We start from the raw sequence: 16,537 nt of genomic DNA on the forward strand, positions 1-16,537 counted from the left end.
CAGCTTGCTTGGCTTAAGTGGCCGCGCATTATGGCATGGACGTCCAAATCGACCGGCCCTGCACGGTGTGTCGGTGGCACGAAAAAGCCCGCCGATGGGCGGGCTTTCAGGCGAGCGCGGAGATGGCGCCTTTACGGCTGGCGTTCCCACACCTGCGAACGGCCGAGCAGGGCAAAGCCGATGTAGCCGTGCACGTCGAGCTTCTGGCCGCCGTCGGTCAACGTGAGCTTGACCTTGTATTCCTTGCCGTTCTTCGGGTCGAGGATCTTGCCGCCATCCCACACGTCGTCATCCTTGGTGACGCCCCACATGATGGTCATGCCCTCGATCGGCTGATTCTTGCGCGCGCCGTCGCACTCCTTGCAGATCGGGTTCGGACCCTCGTCGGAGTTCAGCACCTTGACCACCTTGGCCTGCAGCTCGCCATTGTTGTCGGTGATCTCGACGATGGATTTCGGCTGATGGGTCTTGTCGTCGATAGTCTTCCAGGTGCCGACCGGGGTGTCGGTGGCGGCGAAGGCGGAGCCGGCGATCAGCAGCAGGCCGGTGGCGAGGGTGAAGCGGGACAGCAGCGTCATGGTGATCCTCCCGTACGAAAGCGTATGGGGCGAGCGTGCCGAGGGCCCCGAAGCGGGTCAAGCTGCAATGCGCAAGACCTCATCTGGACTCGGCGCGCCCTGATCTGGCGCAGCCGGGTGCGTGTCGGGGGCTGGCATAATCGACGGTCTCTCCCCTCAAGACATGCCCCATGACCCAGGCGAATGAAGCCCTGGTACGCCGCATTCTCGGCGACCTCATCGACCCCCACACTGGCGCGCCGCTGGCCGATGCCGTGCGCGCCATCGGCGTGGACGGCGATCGCGTATCGGTCGACCTGCAACTGGCCTATCCCGCGGCGACCGCCGCCGATACGCTGGCCACCCAGGCGCGCGATGCGCTGCAGGCCGACCCGGCGATCGCCGCGGCAGCCGTCTCGGTGACCAGCCGCGTGCAGGTGCACAAGGTGCAGGGTCAACTGGCGCCAATGCCGAACGTGAAGAACGTCATCGTGGTGGCATCGGGCAAGGGTGGCGTGGGCAAGTCCACGGTGTCGGTGAATCTGGCGCTGGCGCTGGCCGCCGAGGGCGCGAAGGTCGGCATTCTGGATGCCGACATCTACGGCCCGAGCCAGCCGCGCATGCTGGGCATCAGCGGCAAGCCGCAGTCGCCGGACGGCAAGTCGATCATCCCGATGCAGGCGCACGGGCTGCAGGCGATGTCGATCGGCTTTCTGGTCGACGAGGAGACGCCGATGATCTGGCGTGGTCCGATGGTCACCCAGGCGATGATGCAGCTGCTCAACGACTCGCGCTGGGACGCGCTGGACTATCTCGTGGTCGACCTGCCGCCGGGCACCGGCGACATCCAGCTCACGCTGTCGCAGAAAGTTCCGGTGGCCGGCGCGGTGATCGTCACCACGCCGCAGGACATCGCCCTGCTGGATGCGCGCAAGGCATTGAAGATGTTCGAGAAGGTCGAGGTGCCGGTGCTGGGCGTGGTGGAAAACATGGCCACCCACGTGTGCTCGAACTGCGGGCACGAGGAGCACATCTTCGGCGAGGGCGGCGGCCAGCGCATGGCCGAGCAGTACGGCGTGGCCTCTCTGGGCTCCCTGCCGCTGGACATCCGCATCCGGGAGCAGGCCGACGGCGGCAACCCGACCGTGGTGGCGATGCCCGAGTCCGACCTGGCCGCGCGCTACCGTGAGATCGCCCGTAACGCCGCGGGGCGGTTGTCGCGCCAGCCGCGCAACAAGGCGCTGGGCCTGGGCAAGGTGGTCGTGCAGGGCGCGCCGACCGCATGACGGCGCCATCGCGTCGACGGGTGCTGTGCCTGTCCGGCAGCCTGCGGCGCGTTTCGGCCAATGCGGCCGTGTTGGAAGCGGCGCGCGAGCTGGCGCCGCTTTCGCTGGAGCTGATCATGCATGACGGCCTGGCGGCGCTGCCTTGGTTCAACCCGGACGACGAGCACGATCCGCTGCCCGCTCCGGTGGCCGCGTTGCGCGAGGCGGTCGGCACCAGCGATGCCCTGCTGATCGCCTGTCCTGAATATGCCCACGGCGTGCCGGGCGCGTTCAAGAACGCGCTGGACTGGCTGGTCGGCAGCCTGGAATTTCCGGGCAAGCCGGTGGCGCTGATCAACGCCTCGGGCCGCGGCTCGCATCACGCGCAGGACGCGTTGGTCGAGATCCTGCGCACCATGTCGGCCACCGTGCTGGACGGGGTCTCCGGCACGGTGCCGCTGCCGGGTGTCGGCTGCGAGCCCGCGTGGATCATCGAGCAGCCGGCCCTGCGCGAGACGCTGCGCGCGCTGCTGGCACGGCTGGACAGGGCGCTGGCGCAAGCCTGAGTGGTCGTCCCCGTGCTATTTTTTCGCACTTGGCGGCGGCCGACGGTGGCTGAACCGCCCCTTTGACGACCGGAGCGCGCGTGAGCATCAAACCCGACAAGTGGATTCGCCGGATGGCCGAGCAGCACGGCATGATCGAGCCGTTCGAGCCGGGCCAGGTGAAGGTGCGCGACGATCAGAAGCTGATCTCCTACGGCACCTCCAGCTACGGCTACGACGTGCGCTGCGCGCGCGAGTTCAAGATCTTCACCAACATCAATTCCACCATCGTCGACCCGAAGGCGTTCGATCCCACCAGCTTCGTCGACGTGGAGGCGGACGTGTGCATCATTCCGCCCAACTCGTTCGCACTGGCGCGCACGGTGGAGTACTTCCGTATCCCACGCTCGGTGCTTACCGTGTGCCTGGGCAAGAGCACCTACGCGCGCTGCGGCATCATCGTCAACGTGACGCCGCTTGAGCCGGAGTGGGAAGGCCACGTGACGCTGGAGTTCTCCAACACCACGCCGCTACCGGCGCGCATCTACGCCAACGAGGGTGTGGCGCAGATGCTGTTCTTCGAGTCCGACGAAGAGTGCGAGACCAGCTACAAGGATCGCGGCGGCAAGTATCAGGGCCAGCAGGGCGTGACCCTGCCGCGCACCTGAACGCGCGATCGCCCACCCTCGACGCCATCCATACCCGGCGGCGCTACACTCGTCCGCTGTCACGAAAAGCCTTGCAGGAGATCCGCATGATCCGTTTTTCCACCCTCGCCGGACGGCTGGTTGCCGCCTCGTTGCTGGCCAGCGCGCTGGTCCTTACCGGCTGTCATCGCGGCGATACCAAATCGGAAGTGGCGGCGATGCAGGCGCAGCAGCATTTCGATGCCGTGATCAAGGCTTACAAGGGTGGGCAGTTTCTCGTTGATGACGCCGTGCTCAGCGCGATCGACACCGGCAGTCACTTCGCCTACCTGAAGGACGCCGGCAAACTGCCCAAGACCGTGCTGCTGGTGCCCAGCGACGACTCCAAGGTGCGCAAGCAGCATCTGGAGTACATGGCCCGCATCGCGCTCGATTACGGCGTGGTCGTGTACTACGACAAGAATGGCGAGCTGAAGCAGATCAATCCGCAGGAAACCAAGGCGCGCGCTCTCGAGGACTACCACGCCCCGGCCAAGATGGGCGATGACCAGAAGAGCAAGACCGCGGCGGGCAGCGACAGGCAAGACATGCCTGGCGGCTACTGAGTGGTGGGCGGAAACTGATGTGCGCGCGGCGAGCCTGATCGCTGCGCGCTACCGGACGGGGCGAGAACTGACGAAGTTCTCGCCCCGAATTGTGAGAGGCGATGGGCGGCTGTTGGACACCGCCTCAGCCGGAGCTGGCCGAGCGCGAATCCGGATCGCCGATGGACTAGCTCGCATCTAAGAATGCTGCCACGACGGGGCAGGGACGGATGAGGGCCGTTACGGGACGTGGCGGTCTGCGGTGCACCAGTGCTCCCGCAATGCGTAGATCCGTTGCTCTTGCTCTGGCGCGTCATACGGTTGAGCCACGCCGCTGCCCCACACCGGCCCAGGCCAGGCTGCATCGCCTACCACGCGCGCCACGACGTGGACGTGCAACTGGCGAACGATGTTGCCCAGCGCGCCGATATTGAGCTTGTCGCACGGCGCCACCGCGCGAAGCGCCTGCGTGGCAGAGTGGATCTCTCGCCACAGCTGCTCCTGATCCGCTTCATTCAGATCGTGGAGCTCGCTCATGCCGGCACGGCGCGGCACCAGCAGCAGCCAGGCGAAGCGCGCGTCGTTCATCAGCCGCACTTGGCACAGGGGTAGGAGGATCACTGGCACCGAGTCGGCCGCCAGGCGAGCGTCCAGTGCGAACTCTGCCGTCATGGTGCGCTCCCCAGTTCACGCGTTAAGAAATCCAGCGTGCGCTGCCAGGCCAGTGCGGCGCTGGGGGCGTCGTACGCGTGCGGGTCCACGTTGCGGTTGAAGGCGTGGCCGGCCGGGTAGGTGTACACCGGCATCTGCGGCAACTTCTCGCGGTGCTGTTGCACCGTCTCCGGCGGGATCGAGGCGTCGCGCTCGCCGAAGTGGAACATTACGGGCGCCTGCGGCGTCTCATCCAGGTACGCCGGGTTGCGCGCGCCGTAGTAGCTCACCGCCGGCAGGCCCAGCCGCTGCGCCGAGCGCAGCGCGACTGTGCCGCCCCAGCAGAAACCGACCACGCCGATGCGCCCGGCCGAGGCGATCGCCTCGGCCGCGCTGGCCACGTCGTCCACCGCCAGTTCGATGCCGACCTCGGCCACCAGCGTGCGGCCGCGGGCGAAACCGGCCTCGTCGTAGCCCAGCTCCACGCCGTTCTCGACGTGGTCGAAGAAGCACGGCGCGATGGCGGTGTAGCCGGCCTCGGCGAAGCGGTCGGTGATGGCGCGGATGTGCGCGTTCACGCCGAAGATCTCCTGCACCACGACGATGCCCCCGCGCGGCGGGCCAGACGGCCGTGCGAGATAGGCGCCGATGCAGTGCAGGCGGGTGGTGTTGAGGCTTATCGACTGGCCCATGAGCTCGCCCCCGGGAAGTTCGCGAAACCGGAAGTCTAGTCCGCCTGGTGCTGCGGAGCCGAACGCCCGGGCCGGATCAGCCGACGTGTTCGGCGAGAAAAGCCAGCGTGCGCTGCCACGCCATGGCCGCGCTGGCTGCGTCGTAGCTCTCGCGGCGGTCGCAGTTGAAGCCGTGATCCGCCTCGTACTCGTACAGCGGCGCGTCCGGGTTGGCCGATGCGACTGCCGCGCGGTCGGTGGCGGTGATGTGGGTGTCCTTCAGGCCGTAGTGGAACATCAGCGGCGCCGTGGCCGGCTTGCCGACCAGCTGCGTGTTGCCCCCGCCGTAGTAGCTCACGCTGGGCAGGCCGAGCTCGATGGCGGCGGCATAGGCAATCGTGCCGCCCCAGCAGAAACCGACGGTGCCGACCCTGCCGGCCGTGGCTACGCGTTCGGCGGCGACGGCCACGTCCTGCAGCGCGCGCTCCAGGCTCACCTGCGCCTTCAGCGCCACGCCTTCGCGCATGCCCTCGGTGTCGTAGCCCAGCTCCACGCCCGGCCTCGCCGAGTCGAACAGCGCCGGGGCGATCGCCACGTAGCCGGAAGCTGCGAGGCGGTCGGCGATGTCGCGGATGTGCGCGTTCACGCCGAAGATTTCCTGCACGACCACGACACCGCCGCGGGGCGAGCTGGCGGGCTCGGCGAGGTAGGCGCCGATCGGCGTGGTGCTGGAGAGTTCGATCATCTGGCCCATGGGCACTCCTTCGATGGGATGGGGAAAGGCGCGACAGGGTAATACCTGCCGTGTCAGGCATACCTAGTGAACGCGGGTCTGGACGCGTGCGGCGGGGCGCCGCGGTACAATATCGGGCTGCCTCATCCGGTAACCGCCATGTCCGCCCAACCTACCTCCCAGAAGATCGGCTTCGTCAGCCTCGGCTGCCCCAAGGCGCTGGTCGATTCCGAGCGCATCCTCACCCAGCTCAAGGTGGAGGGTTACGAGATCGTGCCCAGCTACAACGAGGCCGACGCGGTGGTGGTGAACACCTGCGGCTTCATCGACGCGGCCGTGCAGGAGTCGCTGGACGCGATCGGCGAGGCGTTGCACGAGAACGGCAAGGTGATCGTCACCGGTTGCCTGGGCAAGCGCGAGGAACTGATCCGCGAGGCCTACCCGGACGTGCTGTCGATCAGCGGCCCGCAGGACTACGCCAGCGTGATGAGCGCGGTGCACACGGCGCTGCCGCCGGCGCGCAACAAGTTCCTGGATCTGGTTCCGCTCGGGCGTCTTGACGCCCGAGGTGACGACTCGGTCGGCGTGAAGCTGACGCCCAAGCACTACGCCTATCTGAAGATCTCCGAAGGCTGCAATCACCGCTGCAGCTTCTGCATCATCCCGTCGATGCGCGGCGACCTGGTCTCGCGGCCGGTCGACGAGGTGCTGCGCGAGGCCGAGCGACTGGTGAAGGGCGGCGTGAAGGAGCTGCTGGTGATCTCGCAGGACACCAGCGCCTACGGCGTGGACGTGAAGTATGCCGAGCACCTGTGGCGCGACAGGAGCTACCGCACGCGGATGACCGAGCTGTGCGAGGGTCTGTCCGAACTGGGCGTGTGGACGCGCCTGCACTACGTCTACCCGTACCCGCACGTGGACGAGCTGATGCCGCTGATGGCGGCGGGCAAGATACTTCCCTACCTGGACATCCCGTTCCAGCACGCCAGCCCGCGCATCCTGAAATTGATGAAGCGCCCGGGCAACATCGACAAGACGCTGGAGCGGGTGAAGAACTGGCGCAAGGCCGTGCCTGACCTGACGATCCGCAGCACCTTCATCGTCGGCTTCCCCGGCGAGACCGACGCCGAGTTCGAGGAGCTGCTGGACTTCCTGCGCGAGGCCGAGCTGGACCGAGTGGGCGCCTTCACCTACTCGCCAGTGGACGGCGCCCGCGCCAACGAGCTACCCAGCCAGGTATCCGAGGAGTTGAAGGAAGACCGCCTGGAGCAGTTCATGGCGGTGCAGGCGGAGATCTCCGCCGCCAAGCTCCAACGCAAGATCGGCCGCACGATCCAGGTGCTGGTGGACGAGGCGGGCGAGGCCGGCGCCGTGGCGCGTTCGGCCGCCGACGCGCCGGAGATCGACGGCACCGTGCTCATCGCCGACGGCCAGCAGCTCAAGCCCGGTCAGTTCGTGCAGGTGTTGGTGGAGTCGGCCAGCGAGCATGACCTGCACGCCCGCCTGGCGCAGGCCGTGCTGCCGGTGGTGTGAAGCGGCAGCGCTACGTCGCCCCGGCGCGCGAGGCGGTCGACCCGGCCGTGTTCGCGAGGCCGCCGCTGGCCGACTGGAGCGAATACGACGCGCTGCTGCGTGGCCCGCACTGGCCTGCGATCGATGCGCTCAACGCGCTGCGTCGCGATGCGTCGATGCCACGCTTTGCCGCGCAGGATCACACGTTGCTCGGCGACGGCCTGCACTACGAGCAGCGCATCGCCGACCGTGGCGTGATCGCCACCCGTGAGCGCAACTGGCACGACCTGTTCAACGCACTGGCGTGGCTGCGCTATCCGGCGATCAAGCAGGCGCTGAACCGGCGTCAGGTCGAGGAGGTCGCCCGCATGGGCCCGCGCGAACGCTCACGCTCGCAGTGCGCGATGACCCATTTCGACGAGGCCGGTGTGATCGTGCGTGTGGCCGATCCTTCTCTGCTGGCGCGGTGGGACGCGCACGACTGGTACGGGCTGTTCTGGCGCGAGCGTTCCGCCTGGCAGGACGGGCGCATCGACGTCGCGGTGTTCGGCCACGCCCTGCTGGAACACGCGCTCGCCCCGGGCAAGCTGCTGGTCGGCAAGGCGCTGGTGGTGGCGGCCGACCGTGCCATGGCGTGGGAGTCCATCGTTGCCGCGCTGGCCGAACGCATCGCTTCTGGCGAGCTGCTGCGCGATCCGTTGGAGCTGCGTCCGTTGCCGCTCTCGGGCATCCCGGGCTGGCATCCGGATAACGGTGAGGAAGCGTTCCATCATGAGGCACCGTGCTACCAGCCGTTGCGCGCGGGACGCCGCTATCCCGCTGCGTTGTGGTTGCCAGTCTGAGCGCCGCTCAGTCCTCGTAGTCGACGGCCAGCAGCGCAAAGTGCGTGAGGCCACCGGGCAGTTCGGCGGAAAACTCGTCGTCCACCCGTTTCTTCAGCACCGCGCGGGCCAGCGGCGAGTCGATGCTGATCCAGCCCTTCTTCGCGTCGGTCTCGTCTGGCCCGACGATGCGGTAGCGATAAGTCTCGCCGCTGTCGGCATTCTCCAGCTCGATCTGCGCGCCGAAGAACACCGCGTCACGATCGGCCGGTGCGCCCTCGGCCACCTTCAGCGACGGGATGCGCTTGCTGAGGTAGCGCACGCGGCGGTCGATCTCGCCGAGCTGCTTCTTGCGGTAGGTGTACTCGGCATTTTCCGAGCGGTCGCCTTCGGCCGCGGCGGCGGCCAGTGCCTTGACCACTTCCGGACGCAGCGTGTGCCACAGGTGGTCGAGTTCGCCCTTCAGCCGCTCGAAGCCGGCACGCGTGATGATGGCCGTCGACGACGGCGCGGGCGGGCGCCAACGGCTCATGCGCGGGTTCCGGACTTGAGTTGTTCGATGCGGGCGAGCAACTCGCCGTGCTGCGGGTGGTCGGTCCAGGCGCCGGCGACGCGACCAAGCAGCACGCTGGCCTCCATCGCCTGGCCGTCGGCTTCGAGCTCGCGCGCAGCGAGCAGGGCGACGGCGGGAGCGCGTCCGTCGCGCGGCCAGTGCGCCAGCCAGCCGCGGCAAAGCTTCAGCGCCATCCGACGCATGCCGTGGCGCGCGGCGACCTCGGCGATGGCGCCGGCGTTGCCGGGGGCGTCCGGCAGGAAGTCCGGATCGATCGCGCTGCAATCCTGCACCATGCCCAGTGCCTTGCGCGGCTCGTTGGCGGCCATCAACGCCGCGATGCGGATCTGGCCGTGCACCAGCAGCGCGTCGGTGAGCTGTTGCCGGCGCAGCAGGTCGCGGTAGGCCTGGTGCAGTTCGGCCGGCGCTTCGCGATCCTGCAGGCGCGGCACCAGCAGCTGCGTGGCGGCCATGGGGTCATCCACTGCCAGTTCGTGCACGCGGTCGAGCAGGCGCTGGTCGTCGTTCTGGCCCAGCGCCTCGGCCAGCACCGCGGCTTCCGGCGTGAGGCCGAAGTGCTCGTGGCGGCGGTGGATCATCGCGCCCATCAGGTGGAAGCCCAGCACGATCAGATAGGTGTAGGCGAAGCCGAACAGCGGCAACGACAGCAGGCGCGGCAGCCCGGCAGTGATCCATGTGGCCAGCAGAGCCAGCGCGCCGACCGCGAGGTTGATGCCGACCGGAATCAGGTAGCTCCAGCCGAAGCGCCGGATGATCTCGCCCCAGTGCGCCGGGTTCAGCGCCACCAGCAGACTGCCGTCGAAGGCCAGCGCCATGTCGATCGCCGGCAGCACCAGTGCCACGGCGAGCAGGGTGGGCGCAAACAGCGCCGGCGAGTAGAACGGCATCCCCACGCAGAACGCGGCGGCCACCACGTGCACTACGGTCAAGCCCCAGGCTGCGCGATCGCTGTCGCCCAGGCCCACGTCGGGCGGGTCGGCGAAGCCGTTGGCGGTATGCAGCATGCATTCGGCGGCGTAGCGCCAGGTGGCGCCCCACACCAGCAGCGAGGCGAGCAGGCCCAGGGTCAGCGGCAGCAGTGCCAGGAAATGAAGCAGCACGAGTCCGACCACGGTGGGAAAGGCGGCGCCGCGCAGCGGATAGCCCAGGCCGCCCACGAGCCGGTCGGCCAGCGGCGTATCCGGATCGATCGAGCGGAAGCGGACGTGCGCCGGTTTCAACGCTTGCCGCCGAAGATGCCGCCCAGCACGCCGCGCAGGATCTGCCGACCGAGCTGGTTGCCGACCGTGCGCACGGCGGACTTGCCTAGCGCCTCGATCATGCCCTGGCGGCGCTTGGTGCCGAACAGCGCATCGTGCACCGCCTCACCCCAGGCCGAGCCGGGCGTGCCGGCGGTGGAGGGGGCGCTGGTGGCGACTTTCTCGGCGTCGGCGGCCTTGTCCTGTGCGCGGGCGGCGAGCTTCTCGGCGGCCGATTCGCGGTTCACCGGCGTGTCGTACTTGCCGCCCACCGGCGAGCGCATGCGTACCGTCTGGCGCTCCTCGGCGGTGATGGCGCCGATGCGGCAGCATGGCGTGGTCACCAGCACCTGTTGCACCGGCGCGGGTACGCCGCCGTCGCCTAGCGTGGAGGCGAGCGCTTCGCCCACGCCGAGCTGGGTGATCGCCTCGACCACGTCGAGCTTGGGATTGGCGACAAAGGTTTCCGCCGCTGCCTTGACCGCCTTCTGGTCGCGCGGGGTGAAGGCGCGCAGCGCGTGCTGCACGCGGTTGCCGAGCTGGCCGAGGATCTCGCCGGGCACGTCGTCCGGGTTCTGCGAACAGAAGTACACGCCCACGCCCTTGGAGCGGATCAGCCGCACCACCTGTTCCACGCGCTGGCGCAGCGCGGGCGGGCAATCGTCGAACAGCAGGTGCGCCTCGTCGAAGAAGAACACCAGCTTGGGCTGATCCAGGTCGCCCACTTCCGGCAGTTGCTCGAACAGCTCCGAGAGCAGCCACAGCAGGAAGGTGGAGTAGAGCCTGGGCTTCATGATCAGCTGGTCGGCGGCCAGCACGTTGATGATGCCGCGACCGCTCATGTCCTGGCGCATCAGGTCGACCAGGTCCAGCGCCGGCTCGCCGAAAAACTGGTCGGCGCCGTCCTGCTCGAGCTTCAGCAGGGCGCGCTGGATCGCCGCGATGCTCTGCGGACTGATCAGGCCGTACTGGGCGGAGATGGTCTTGGCGTTCTCGCTGGCGAAGCCGAGCATGCTGCGCAGGTCGGCCAGGTCGAGCAGCAGCAGGCCCTGGTCGTCGGCGACCTTGAACACCACTTCGAGCACACCCTGCTGGGTGTCGTTGAGCTCCAGCACCCGGCCGAGCAGGGTGGGGCCCATCTCGCTGATGGTGGCGCGCACAGGGTGGCCGAGCTTGCCGTACAGATCCCAGAACACCACCGGGTTGGCCTGCGGCTTCCAGTCGCTGAGCTTGAGCTTGTCCAGCCGCGCCTTGAGCTTGTCGCCCGGTTCGCCGGCGGCCACCGCCAAGCCGGCCAGATCACCCTTGGCGTCGGCCAGGAAGCAGGGCACGCCGAGCCGGGAGAAACCTTCGGCCAGCACCATCAGCGAGACCGATTTGCCGGTGCCGGTGGCGCCGGCGATCATGCCGTGGCGGTTGCCGTAGCGCGGGTCGAGGCTGACGCTGATGCTGTCGTTGCGGCCGATCAGGATCTGGCTCATGGCAGGTCACTCCTTGGCAAGGCATCGATTCTAACCGTGGCTCGCGCGATTCATTGAGTCCGCTGTCGCGCGCGGCTATGGTGATCGTTTCGTCCTTGCCGAAGTACCTCATGTCCGTGCGTTTGCCGCTGTACCGTTCGCTTTCCCTTGCTGTCGTCACCCTGCTGGCCGGATGCGCCAGTGCCCCTGGCAAGGCCCCCGCATCGCCCTCGCTCAACGCCCTGTATGGCCAGCTCGACGCGGCCAGCAAGGGCTACGAGAACGCCCTGCGGCAGGCGCGCGAAGGTGACGATCAGGCATCGCAGAAGACCTTGGTCGCCGCGCTCGACCAGTTGAAGAAAGCGTCGGCCCAGTGCGACAGCACGCCGGGCTGCGAGCCGCAGCGGTTTTATTCGGTATTCGATCGGCTGCTGCGGCTCAAGGACGGCAGTGCGATCGGCGACGAGGGGCTGGAGACGGCCGGCGAATCCACCTCGCCAGACGGCGCAACGGTTGGCGCGGCCGGATTGCCCCAGGCACAGCGCAGCGTGACCCTGCTGCACGGGCAGAAGCTGTCCGAACTCATCGCCATGAACGGCCCGGTGAAGGCGGCGCTGGAGATGTGGCTGACCCAGTGGCGGCCCAATCTGATGGACGCCTGGGTGAACTACCAGTACCTGCGCCACGAGATGTGGCCGCAATACCAGAAGGCCGATCTGCCCGAGGCCGTGCTGTTCGGCATCCTGGCCAAGGAGTCCGGCGGCAAGGTGCACGCCGTTTCGCGTTCCGGCGCGGCCGGGCCGTTGCAGTTCATGTATGCCACCGGCGTGCGCTTCGGCCTGAGCAGCGACAGCGGCTTCGATACGCGCTTCGACCCGGCCGAGGCGGCGCGCGCCAACGCGCAATACCTCAACGAGCAGTTGCGCGTGTTCAACAACAATCTCGAACTCACGCTGGCGGCCTATAACGGCGGCGAGGGGCGCATGCGCCGGCTGGCCGGCGACCGCCTCGGGGTGAGCTTCTACGATCCGTCGGTGTACGACGAGCTGTCGCAGGAAACCCGCGACTACGTCCCGGCCGTGCTGGCCGCGGCGTGGCTGTTCCTGCACCCACAGAGCTACAACCTGCGATTCCCCAAGATCGACGGGCAGCCGGGGCAGGTCGTGCTCAAGCGCTCTGCCTCGATCTCCGAGCTCACCATCTGCCTGGGCAATGCCGGCGATATGCCGGAGGGCTGGTTCCGCACGCTGCGCAACCTCAACCCGCGGTTCGATCCGGAGGCGCAGCAGCCAGTGGGAACCACGGTGTACCTGCCCAAGGCACTGGAGGCGTCGTATGCATCGCGCTGCGTCGATGGGCCATGGCCGATTCTGGCGGCGGATCTGCACAACGCGGTAGTGCCCAAGCCGGCGGCGATCGCACCGGCACCGACGCCAGCGGTCTCTTCCAAGCGTGCGCGCCGCTACCGGGTCCGGACGGGAGATACCTTGATCAGCATCGTGCACAAGCTGCGCTGTTCCAGCGTGCGCGAGGTGGCGGAGGCGAACCATCTGACTCGGCATCAGATCCGAGTTGGGCAGGTGCTGACGGTGCCCGAGTGCCGCTGATCTGACGGAAGGTCCTCGGCGGCAGGCCAGCCGCCGGGGAGTGGTGAATCAGGCGGCGGCCGAGGCGTTCATCCAGCTCTCGCTGGCGTCGCCTTCGCGGCGGGTTTCCTTCAGTTCGCGCAGCAGGCGCATGAGCTGGCGATAGACCGTCTGCAGACCACCCTGACGGGCGTCCTTGGTCTCGTGATAAGCCACGGCCAGCCACAGCGCGATGCCGCGGATCGCCACTTCCACATTCTCCGACCGCGCGCGGGTGTAGCCGATCTCGGTGCCCTGGCCCCACGGCAGGTAGCGCTCTTCCGGCGGCGTGCCGTACAGGTGCGGGAAGTCGCAGCGGGTCGCCTGCCCGATCTCGCGCAGGGCCAGCGTGCTCAACCGGGTGCGGTTCTGGCGCGACAGGGCGTCGATGCTGCGCTGGATCTCACGCAGCTGGCGGCTGAGCTGGCGGGCACGGTTGATGGCGATGAGCTGGGTCAGCAGGCGCATGGCGTTCTCGGGCTCGAAAGGGCAGCGCGGTTCTCGCGCTGAACCGGAGCTTACCCGAGCCTTGGGCACATTTGCACCTACGGCGTCACAAGATGCCCTCGGGCGACAGTTGCGGGCCGCCCTAAGTGACGCATTGCGTCACTTTCTCCCGAGGCGCTGGCCGACTTTTACCGCCTGCTGCGGCACCAGCGGGTCGAGCGCGGCGCTCCCCGGCGGCAGCAGCACGATCACGGTGGAGCCCATGTTGAAGCGGCCCATTTCGGCAAAGCGTTCCAGTTGAATGTTCTGGCCGGCGAACGACTTGCGACGGATGCCGGGCGCGTAGGGCGGAATCACCAGTCCGTCCCACACGGTGGAGACCGACGACACCAGGATCGCTCCCACCAGCACCACCGCGAACGGCCCGTGCTCGCCGTCGAAGTGGCAGACGAGGCGCTCGTTGCGGGCGAACAGGCGCGGGATCGCCTCCACCGCGAACGGCGCCACGCTGAAGATGCGGCCGGGTACGTGCACCGTCTCGCGCAGCGTGCCGGCCAGCGGCATGTGCACGCGGTGATAGTCGCGGGGCGACAGGTACACCGTGACGAAGCGACCGTTGCGGAACGGCGCCGCCGCGGCCTCGTCGCCCAGCAGTTCGGCAGTCGTGAACGACTGCCCCTTGGCCTGGAAGATCCGCCCGTCGACGATGTCGCCGGCCTGGCTGATGCGCCCGTCGGCCGGGCACAGCAGGGTGGCAGGATCGGCATCCGGGACGCGCGCGCCCGGTTTCAATGCGCGGGTGAAGAAGGCATTGAAGTGTTCGTAGGCGGTCGGATCCGGCTGCGCCGCCTCGGTCATGTCGACCTGGTAATTGCGAACGATGGTGCCGATCAGCCAGTTCTTCCATGGGCGGAAGGTCCAGCGGGTGGCCCAGTACACCAGGCGCGACAGCGCGCGGTGCGGCAGGATGTATTGCAGGAATACCTTGAAAGTCATCCGGTCAGTATAGAGGCCGGGCGCCTATAATGGCCGGCTCGCCCATGCCGCCCGGATCGCATCGTGACCGCTGAACTGTCCTCCATCATCGACTTCATCCGCTACGGTGCCAGCCGCTTTTCGGCCGCCGGGCTGACCTTCGGCCACAGCCACGACAACCCGATCGACGAGGCCACCCACCTGGTGCTTGCCGCGCTGCACCTGCCGCCGGACCTGCCGTCGGCCTACGGCACGGGCAAGCTCGTGGCCGACGAGCGCGAACGCGTGCTGGCCCTGATCGAACGCCGCGTCAGCGAGCGCATTCCGGTGGCCTATCTGGTGGGTGAAACCTGGTTCGCCGGGCTGAAGTTCAAGAGCGACCGGCGCGCGCTGGTGCCGCGTTCGCCGATCGCCGAGTTGATCGAATCGGGCTTTGCGCCGTGGCTGGATCATCGCCATGTGGAGCGCGCGCTGGACGTATGCACCGGCTCGGGCTGCATCGGCATCGCGATGGCCGAGTACAACCCCGACTGGCAGGTCGACATCGTCGACATCAGTCCTGAGGCGCTGTCGCTGGCGCGCGAGAACATCGTGTTCCAGCACGTGGAGGACCGGGTCGAGGCGATCGAGTCCGACCTGTTCGCCGGCGTGCAGGGGCGCCGCTACGACCTGATCGTGTCCAACCCACCCTACGTCACCGAAGACGAGTACGCCGCCATGCCCGGCGAGTACCTGCACGAGCCGAAGCTCGGTCTCACCTCGGGTGAGGATGGCCTGGACCTGTGCCTGCGCATGCTCGACGAGGCCGCCGACTACCTCACCGAGGACGGTCTGCTGATCGTCGAGGTGGGCGAGAGCGAGCGAGCACTCAACGCGCTGCTGCCGAAGGTGCCGTTCGTGTGGATCGAGTTCAAGGTTGGAGCGATGGGCGTGTTCGCGCTGGAGCGCCGCGATCTGGTCGAGCACGCCAAGGCGATCCGCGCGGCTGCACAGGCCCGCCGCTGAGCGAACGCGGCGCGGCCGCCGCCAGCGGCTGTGGCAAGATGCAGTGCAGCATGACGCCGGCTGATCCGGCGTCGGCACTCTCTTTCTCAAGCGGTAGCGCCCGTGTCCAGCAACTCCTTCGGCAAGCTTTTCACCGTCACCACCTTCGGCGAAAGCCACGGCCCGGCCATCGGCTGCGTGATCGACGGCTGCCCGCCCGGCCTGGCCATCGCCGCAGACGATTTTCGGCAGGATCTGGAGCGCCGGGCCACCGGCCGCACCCGGCACACCTCGCAGCGGCGGGAGGACGACGCCATTGAAATCCTCTCCGGGGTCTATGAAGGGCGCACCACCGGCACCCCGATCGCACTGCTGATCCGCAACACCGACCAGCGCAGCAAGGACTACGGCGACATCGCGCAGAGCTTCCGCCCGGGCCACGCCGATTACACCTACTGGCACAAGTACGGTATCCGCGATCCGCGCGGCGGCGGTCGTTCGTCGGCGCGCGAAACCACCATGCGCGTGGCGGCCGGTGTCATCGCCAAGAAGTGGCTGGGCGAGCGCCATGGCGTGCGCGTATGCGGCTACCTGGCTCAGCTCGGCGAGATCGTGCCGGCGGCATTCGACGTCGAGGCGGTCGAACAGAATCCGTTTTTCTGGCCCGATGCCGAGCAGGTGCCGGAGCTGGAGCGCTACATGGATGCGCTGCGCAAGTCGGGCGATTCGGTCGGCGCGCGCGTCAACGCGATCGCCGACGGCGTGCCGCCGGGCTGGGGCGAGCCGATCTACGGCAAGCTCGACGGCGACCTCGCTGCCGCGATGATGTCGATCAATGCGGTCAAGGGCGTGGAAATCGGCGCCGGCTTCGCCGCGGTCGCTCAGCGCGGCACGCAACATCGCGACGAAATGCATTTGGACGGCTTTACGTCCAATCATGCCGGTGGCATTCTCGGTGGAATCAGCTCCGGCCAGCCGGTGACGGTGTCGGTGGCGTTCAAGCCCACGTCCAGCATCCTCGTGCCCGGAGACAGTGTGAATGTCGCAGGCGAGGCGGTCGAGGTGGTCACCAAGGGCCGGCATGACCCCTGCGTCGGCATCCGCGCCACGCCGATCGTCGAGGCGATGCTGGCGCTGGTGCTGATGGATCACGCCCTGCGCCATCGCGCGCAGTGTGGTGACGTCGGGCCGGTGCAGCCGCTGATTCCCTGATCGGCCTGCGCTCGTCCCACTCCCTGCAGGAACTGG

18 protein-coding genes are annotated in these 16,537 nt (G+C 68.0%); 9 read left to right on the forward strand and 9 right to left on the reverse strand.

Annotated features, from left to right (window positions below; translation table 11 throughout):
* Positions 1 to 131 precede the first annotated feature (131 nt).
* The gene (locus ACTHJF_RS01605) at positions 132 to 578 is read right to left on the reverse strand and encodes a DUF2147 domain-containing protein (protein WP_431637996.1); all 447 of its coding nucleotides are present in this window, start codon (positions 576 to 578) and stop codon (positions 132 to 134) included.
* A 170-nt stretch (positions 579 to 748) separates the two neighbouring features.
* Between ACTHJF_RS01605 and apbC the strand changes: the two genes are divergently transcribed.
* The 4 genes from apbC to ACTHJF_RS01625 all read left to right on the forward strand — a co-directional run bounded on the left by apbC (position 749) and on the right by ACTHJF_RS01625 (position 3,619).
* The gene (gene apbC, locus ACTHJF_RS01610; protein ID WP_440265522.1) at positions 749 to 1,843 is read left to right on the forward strand and encodes an iron-sulfur cluster carrier protein ApbC; all 1,095 of its coding nucleotides are present in this window, start codon (positions 749 to 751) and stop codon (positions 1,841 to 1,843) included.
* Complete coding sequence (locus ACTHJF_RS01615; protein ID WP_440265523.1) at positions 1,840 to 2,388, forward strand: NADPH-dependent FMN reductase; 549 nt, start codon at positions 1,840 to 1,842, stop codon at positions 2,386 to 2,388. The genes apbC and ACTHJF_RS01615 overlap by 4 nt, the downstream gene beginning before the upstream one ends.
* An 80-nt stretch (positions 2,389 to 2,468) precedes the next feature.
* Positions 2,469 to 3,035, forward strand: a complete 567-nt coding sequence (gene dcd / locus ACTHJF_RS01620) for a dCTP deaminase (protein WP_431637992.1) — start codon at positions 2,469 to 2,471, stop codon at positions 3,033 to 3,035.
* Between the two features lie 86 nt (positions 3,036 to 3,121).
* Positions 3,122 to 3,619 (forward strand): hypothetical protein, encoded by a 498-nt coding sequence (locus ACTHJF_RS01625; protein WP_440265524.1) that lies wholly within the window; start codon positions 3,122 to 3,124, stop codon positions 3,617 to 3,619.
* Positions 3,620 to 3,838: 219 nt separating this feature from the next.
* Here the strand turns inward: ACTHJF_RS01625 and ACTHJF_RS01630 are convergent, their stop codons facing one another.
* The 3 genes from ACTHJF_RS01630 to ACTHJF_RS01640 all read right to left on the reverse strand — a co-directional run bounded on the left by ACTHJF_RS01630 (position 3,839) and on the right by ACTHJF_RS01640 (position 5,674).
* Positions 3,839 to 4,270 (reverse strand): HIT domain-containing protein, encoded by a 432-nt coding sequence (locus ACTHJF_RS01630; RefSeq protein WP_440265525.1) that lies wholly within the window; start codon positions 4,268 to 4,270, stop codon positions 3,839 to 3,841.
* Positions 4,267 to 4,941 (reverse strand): dienelactone hydrolase family protein, encoded by a 675-nt coding sequence (locus tag ACTHJF_RS01635; RefSeq protein WP_440265526.1) that lies wholly within the window; start codon positions 4,939 to 4,941, stop codon positions 4,267 to 4,269. The genes ACTHJF_RS01630 and ACTHJF_RS01635 overlap by 4 nt, the downstream gene beginning before the upstream one ends.
* A gap of 76 nt (positions 4,942 to 5,017) precedes the next feature.
* Positions 5,018 to 5,674, reverse strand: coding sequence for a dienelactone hydrolase family protein (locus tag ACTHJF_RS01640; protein WP_440265527.1), 657 nt, complete (start codon positions 5,672 to 5,674; stop codon positions 5,018 to 5,020).
* 138 nt (positions 5,675 to 5,812) lie between these two features.
* Between ACTHJF_RS01640 and rimO the strand changes: the two genes are divergently transcribed.
* Both rimO and ACTHJF_RS01650 read left to right on the forward strand, forming a co-directional pair.
* The gene (rimO, locus tag ACTHJF_RS01645; protein ID WP_440265528.1) at positions 5,813 to 7,186 is read left to right on the forward strand and encodes a 30S ribosomal protein S12 methylthiotransferase RimO; all 1,374 of its coding nucleotides are present in this window, start codon (positions 5,813 to 5,815) and stop codon (positions 7,184 to 7,186) included.
* Positions 7,183 to 8,007: a DUF3025 domain-containing protein gene (locus tag ACTHJF_RS01650; RefSeq protein WP_440265529.1), complete on the forward strand. Its 825-nt coding sequence runs from the start codon at positions 7,183 to 7,185 to the stop codon at positions 8,005 to 8,007. Before rimO ends, ACTHJF_RS01650 begins: the two co-directional genes overlap by 4 nt.
* A 7-nt stretch (positions 8,008 to 8,014) precedes the next feature.
* Here ACTHJF_RS01650 and greB read toward each other — a convergent pair whose 3' ends face one another.
* The 3 genes from greB to ACTHJF_RS01665 are packed head-to-tail and all read right to left on the reverse strand — an operon-like array spanning position 8,015 to position 11,279.
* Positions 8,015 to 8,518 carry a transcription elongation factor GreB gene (gene greB, locus ACTHJF_RS01655; protein ID WP_440265530.1) on the reverse strand — a complete coding sequence of 168 codons (504 nt, stop codon included), beginning with the start codon at positions 8,516 to 8,518 and terminating at the stop codon, positions 8,015 to 8,017.
* Entirely contained in the window at positions 8,515 to 9,780 is a 1,266-nt protein-coding gene (locus ACTHJF_RS01660; RefSeq protein WP_440265531.1) for a hypothetical protein, read from the reverse strand. The genes greB and ACTHJF_RS01660 overlap by 4 nt, the downstream gene beginning before the upstream one ends.
* The gene (locus ACTHJF_RS01665) at positions 9,777 to 11,279 is read right to left on the reverse strand and encodes a helicase HerA-like domain-containing protein (RefSeq protein WP_440265532.1); all 1,503 of its coding nucleotides are present in this window, start codon (positions 11,277 to 11,279) and stop codon (positions 9,777 to 9,779) included. The genes ACTHJF_RS01660 and ACTHJF_RS01665 overlap by 4 nt, the downstream gene beginning before the upstream one ends.
* Positions 11,280 to 11,389: 110 nt before the next feature.
* Between ACTHJF_RS01665 and ACTHJF_RS01670 the strand changes: the two genes are divergently transcribed.
* Positions 11,390 to 12,865, forward strand: coding sequence for a transglycosylase SLT domain-containing protein (locus tag ACTHJF_RS01670; RefSeq protein WP_440265533.1), 1,476 nt, complete (start codon positions 11,390 to 11,392; stop codon positions 12,863 to 12,865).
* 48 nt (positions 12,866 to 12,913) lie between these two features.
* On the opposite strand, the gene ACTHJF_RS01675 is transcribed toward ACTHJF_RS01670, so the two are convergent.
* Together ACTHJF_RS01675 and asd are read right to left on the reverse strand one after the other, a co-directional pair.
* Positions 12,914 to 13,351, reverse strand: a complete 438-nt coding sequence (locus tag ACTHJF_RS01675; protein WP_440265534.1) for a hypothetical protein — start codon at positions 13,349 to 13,351, stop codon at positions 12,914 to 12,916.
* A gap of 138 nt (positions 13,352 to 13,489) precedes the next feature.
* Positions 13,490 to 14,326, reverse strand: a complete 837-nt coding sequence (asd, locus tag ACTHJF_RS01680; protein ID WP_440265535.1) for an archaetidylserine decarboxylase — start codon at positions 14,324 to 14,326, stop codon at positions 13,490 to 13,492.
* A 63-nt stretch (positions 14,327 to 14,389) separates the two neighbouring features.
* Between asd and prmB the strand changes: the two genes are divergently transcribed.
* Both prmB and aroC read left to right on the forward strand, forming a co-directional pair.
* Entirely contained in the window at positions 14,390 to 15,310 is a 921-nt protein-coding gene (prmB, locus tag ACTHJF_RS01685; RefSeq protein WP_440265536.1) for a 50S ribosomal protein L3 N(5)-glutamine methyltransferase, read from the forward strand.
* A 102-nt stretch (positions 15,311 to 15,412) separates the two neighbouring features.
* Positions 15,413 to 16,501 (forward strand): chorismate synthase, encoded by a 1,089-nt coding sequence (gene aroC, locus ACTHJF_RS01690; protein WP_440265537.1) that lies wholly within the window; start codon positions 15,413 to 15,415, stop codon positions 16,499 to 16,501.
* The last annotated feature ends 36 nt before the right edge of the window (positions 16,502 to 16,537 follow it).

It is taken from the genome of Dyella sp. (genome assembly GCF_051962475.1).
Classification (GTDB): Bacteria; Pseudomonadota; Gammaproteobacteria; order Xanthomonadales; family Rhodanobacteraceae; genus Dyella_A.

Coding starts and splice junctions, on each gene's coding strand:
- ACTHJF_RS01670 (WP_440265533.1), top strand. CDS start 11,390: ATGTCCGTGCGTTTGCCGCTGTACCGTTCGCTTTCCCTTGCTGTCGTC.
- asd (WP_440265535.1), bottom strand. CDS start 14,326: ATGACTTTCAAGGTATTCCTGCAATACATCCTGCCGCACCGCGCGCTG.
- greB (WP_440265530.1), bottom strand. CDS start 8,518: ATGAGCCGTTGGCGCCCGCCCGCGCCGTCGTCGACGGCCATCATCACG.
- ACTHJF_RS01675 (WP_440265534.1), bottom strand. CDS start 13,351: ATGCGCCTGCTGACCCAGCTCATCGCCATCAACCGTGCCCGCCAGCTC.
- rimO (WP_440265528.1), top strand. CDS start 5,813: ATGTCCGCCCAACCTACCTCCCAGAAGATCGGCTTCGTCAGCCTCGGC.
- ACTHJF_RS01605 (WP_431637996.1), bottom strand. CDS start 578: ATGACGCTGCTGTCCCGCTTCACCCTCGCCACCGGCCTGCTGCTGATC.
- ACTHJF_RS01665 (WP_440265532.1), bottom strand. CDS start 11,279: ATGAGCCAGATCCTGATCGGCCGCAACGACAGCATCAGCGTCAGCCTC.
- ACTHJF_RS01625 (WP_440265524.1), top strand. CDS start 3,122: ATGATCCGTTTTTCCACCCTCGCCGGACGGCTGGTTGCCGCCTCGTTG.
- ACTHJF_RS01615 (WP_440265523.1), top strand. CDS start 1,840: ATGACGGCGCCATCGCGTCGACGGGTGCTGTGCCTGTCCGGCAGCCTG.
- ACTHJF_RS01635 (WP_440265526.1), bottom strand. CDS start 4,941: ATGGGCCAGTCGATAAGCCTCAACACCACCCGCCTGCACTGCATCGGC.
- apbC (WP_440265522.1), top strand. CDS start 749: ATGACCCAGGCGAATGAAGCCCTGGTACGCCGCATTCTCGGCGACCTC.
- ACTHJF_RS01630 (WP_440265525.1), bottom strand. CDS start 4,270: ATGACGGCAGAGTTCGCACTGGACGCTCGCCTGGCGGCCGACTCGGTG.
- ACTHJF_RS01640 (WP_440265527.1), bottom strand. CDS start 5,674: ATGGGCCAGATGATCGAACTCTCCAGCACCACGCCGATCGGCGCCTAC.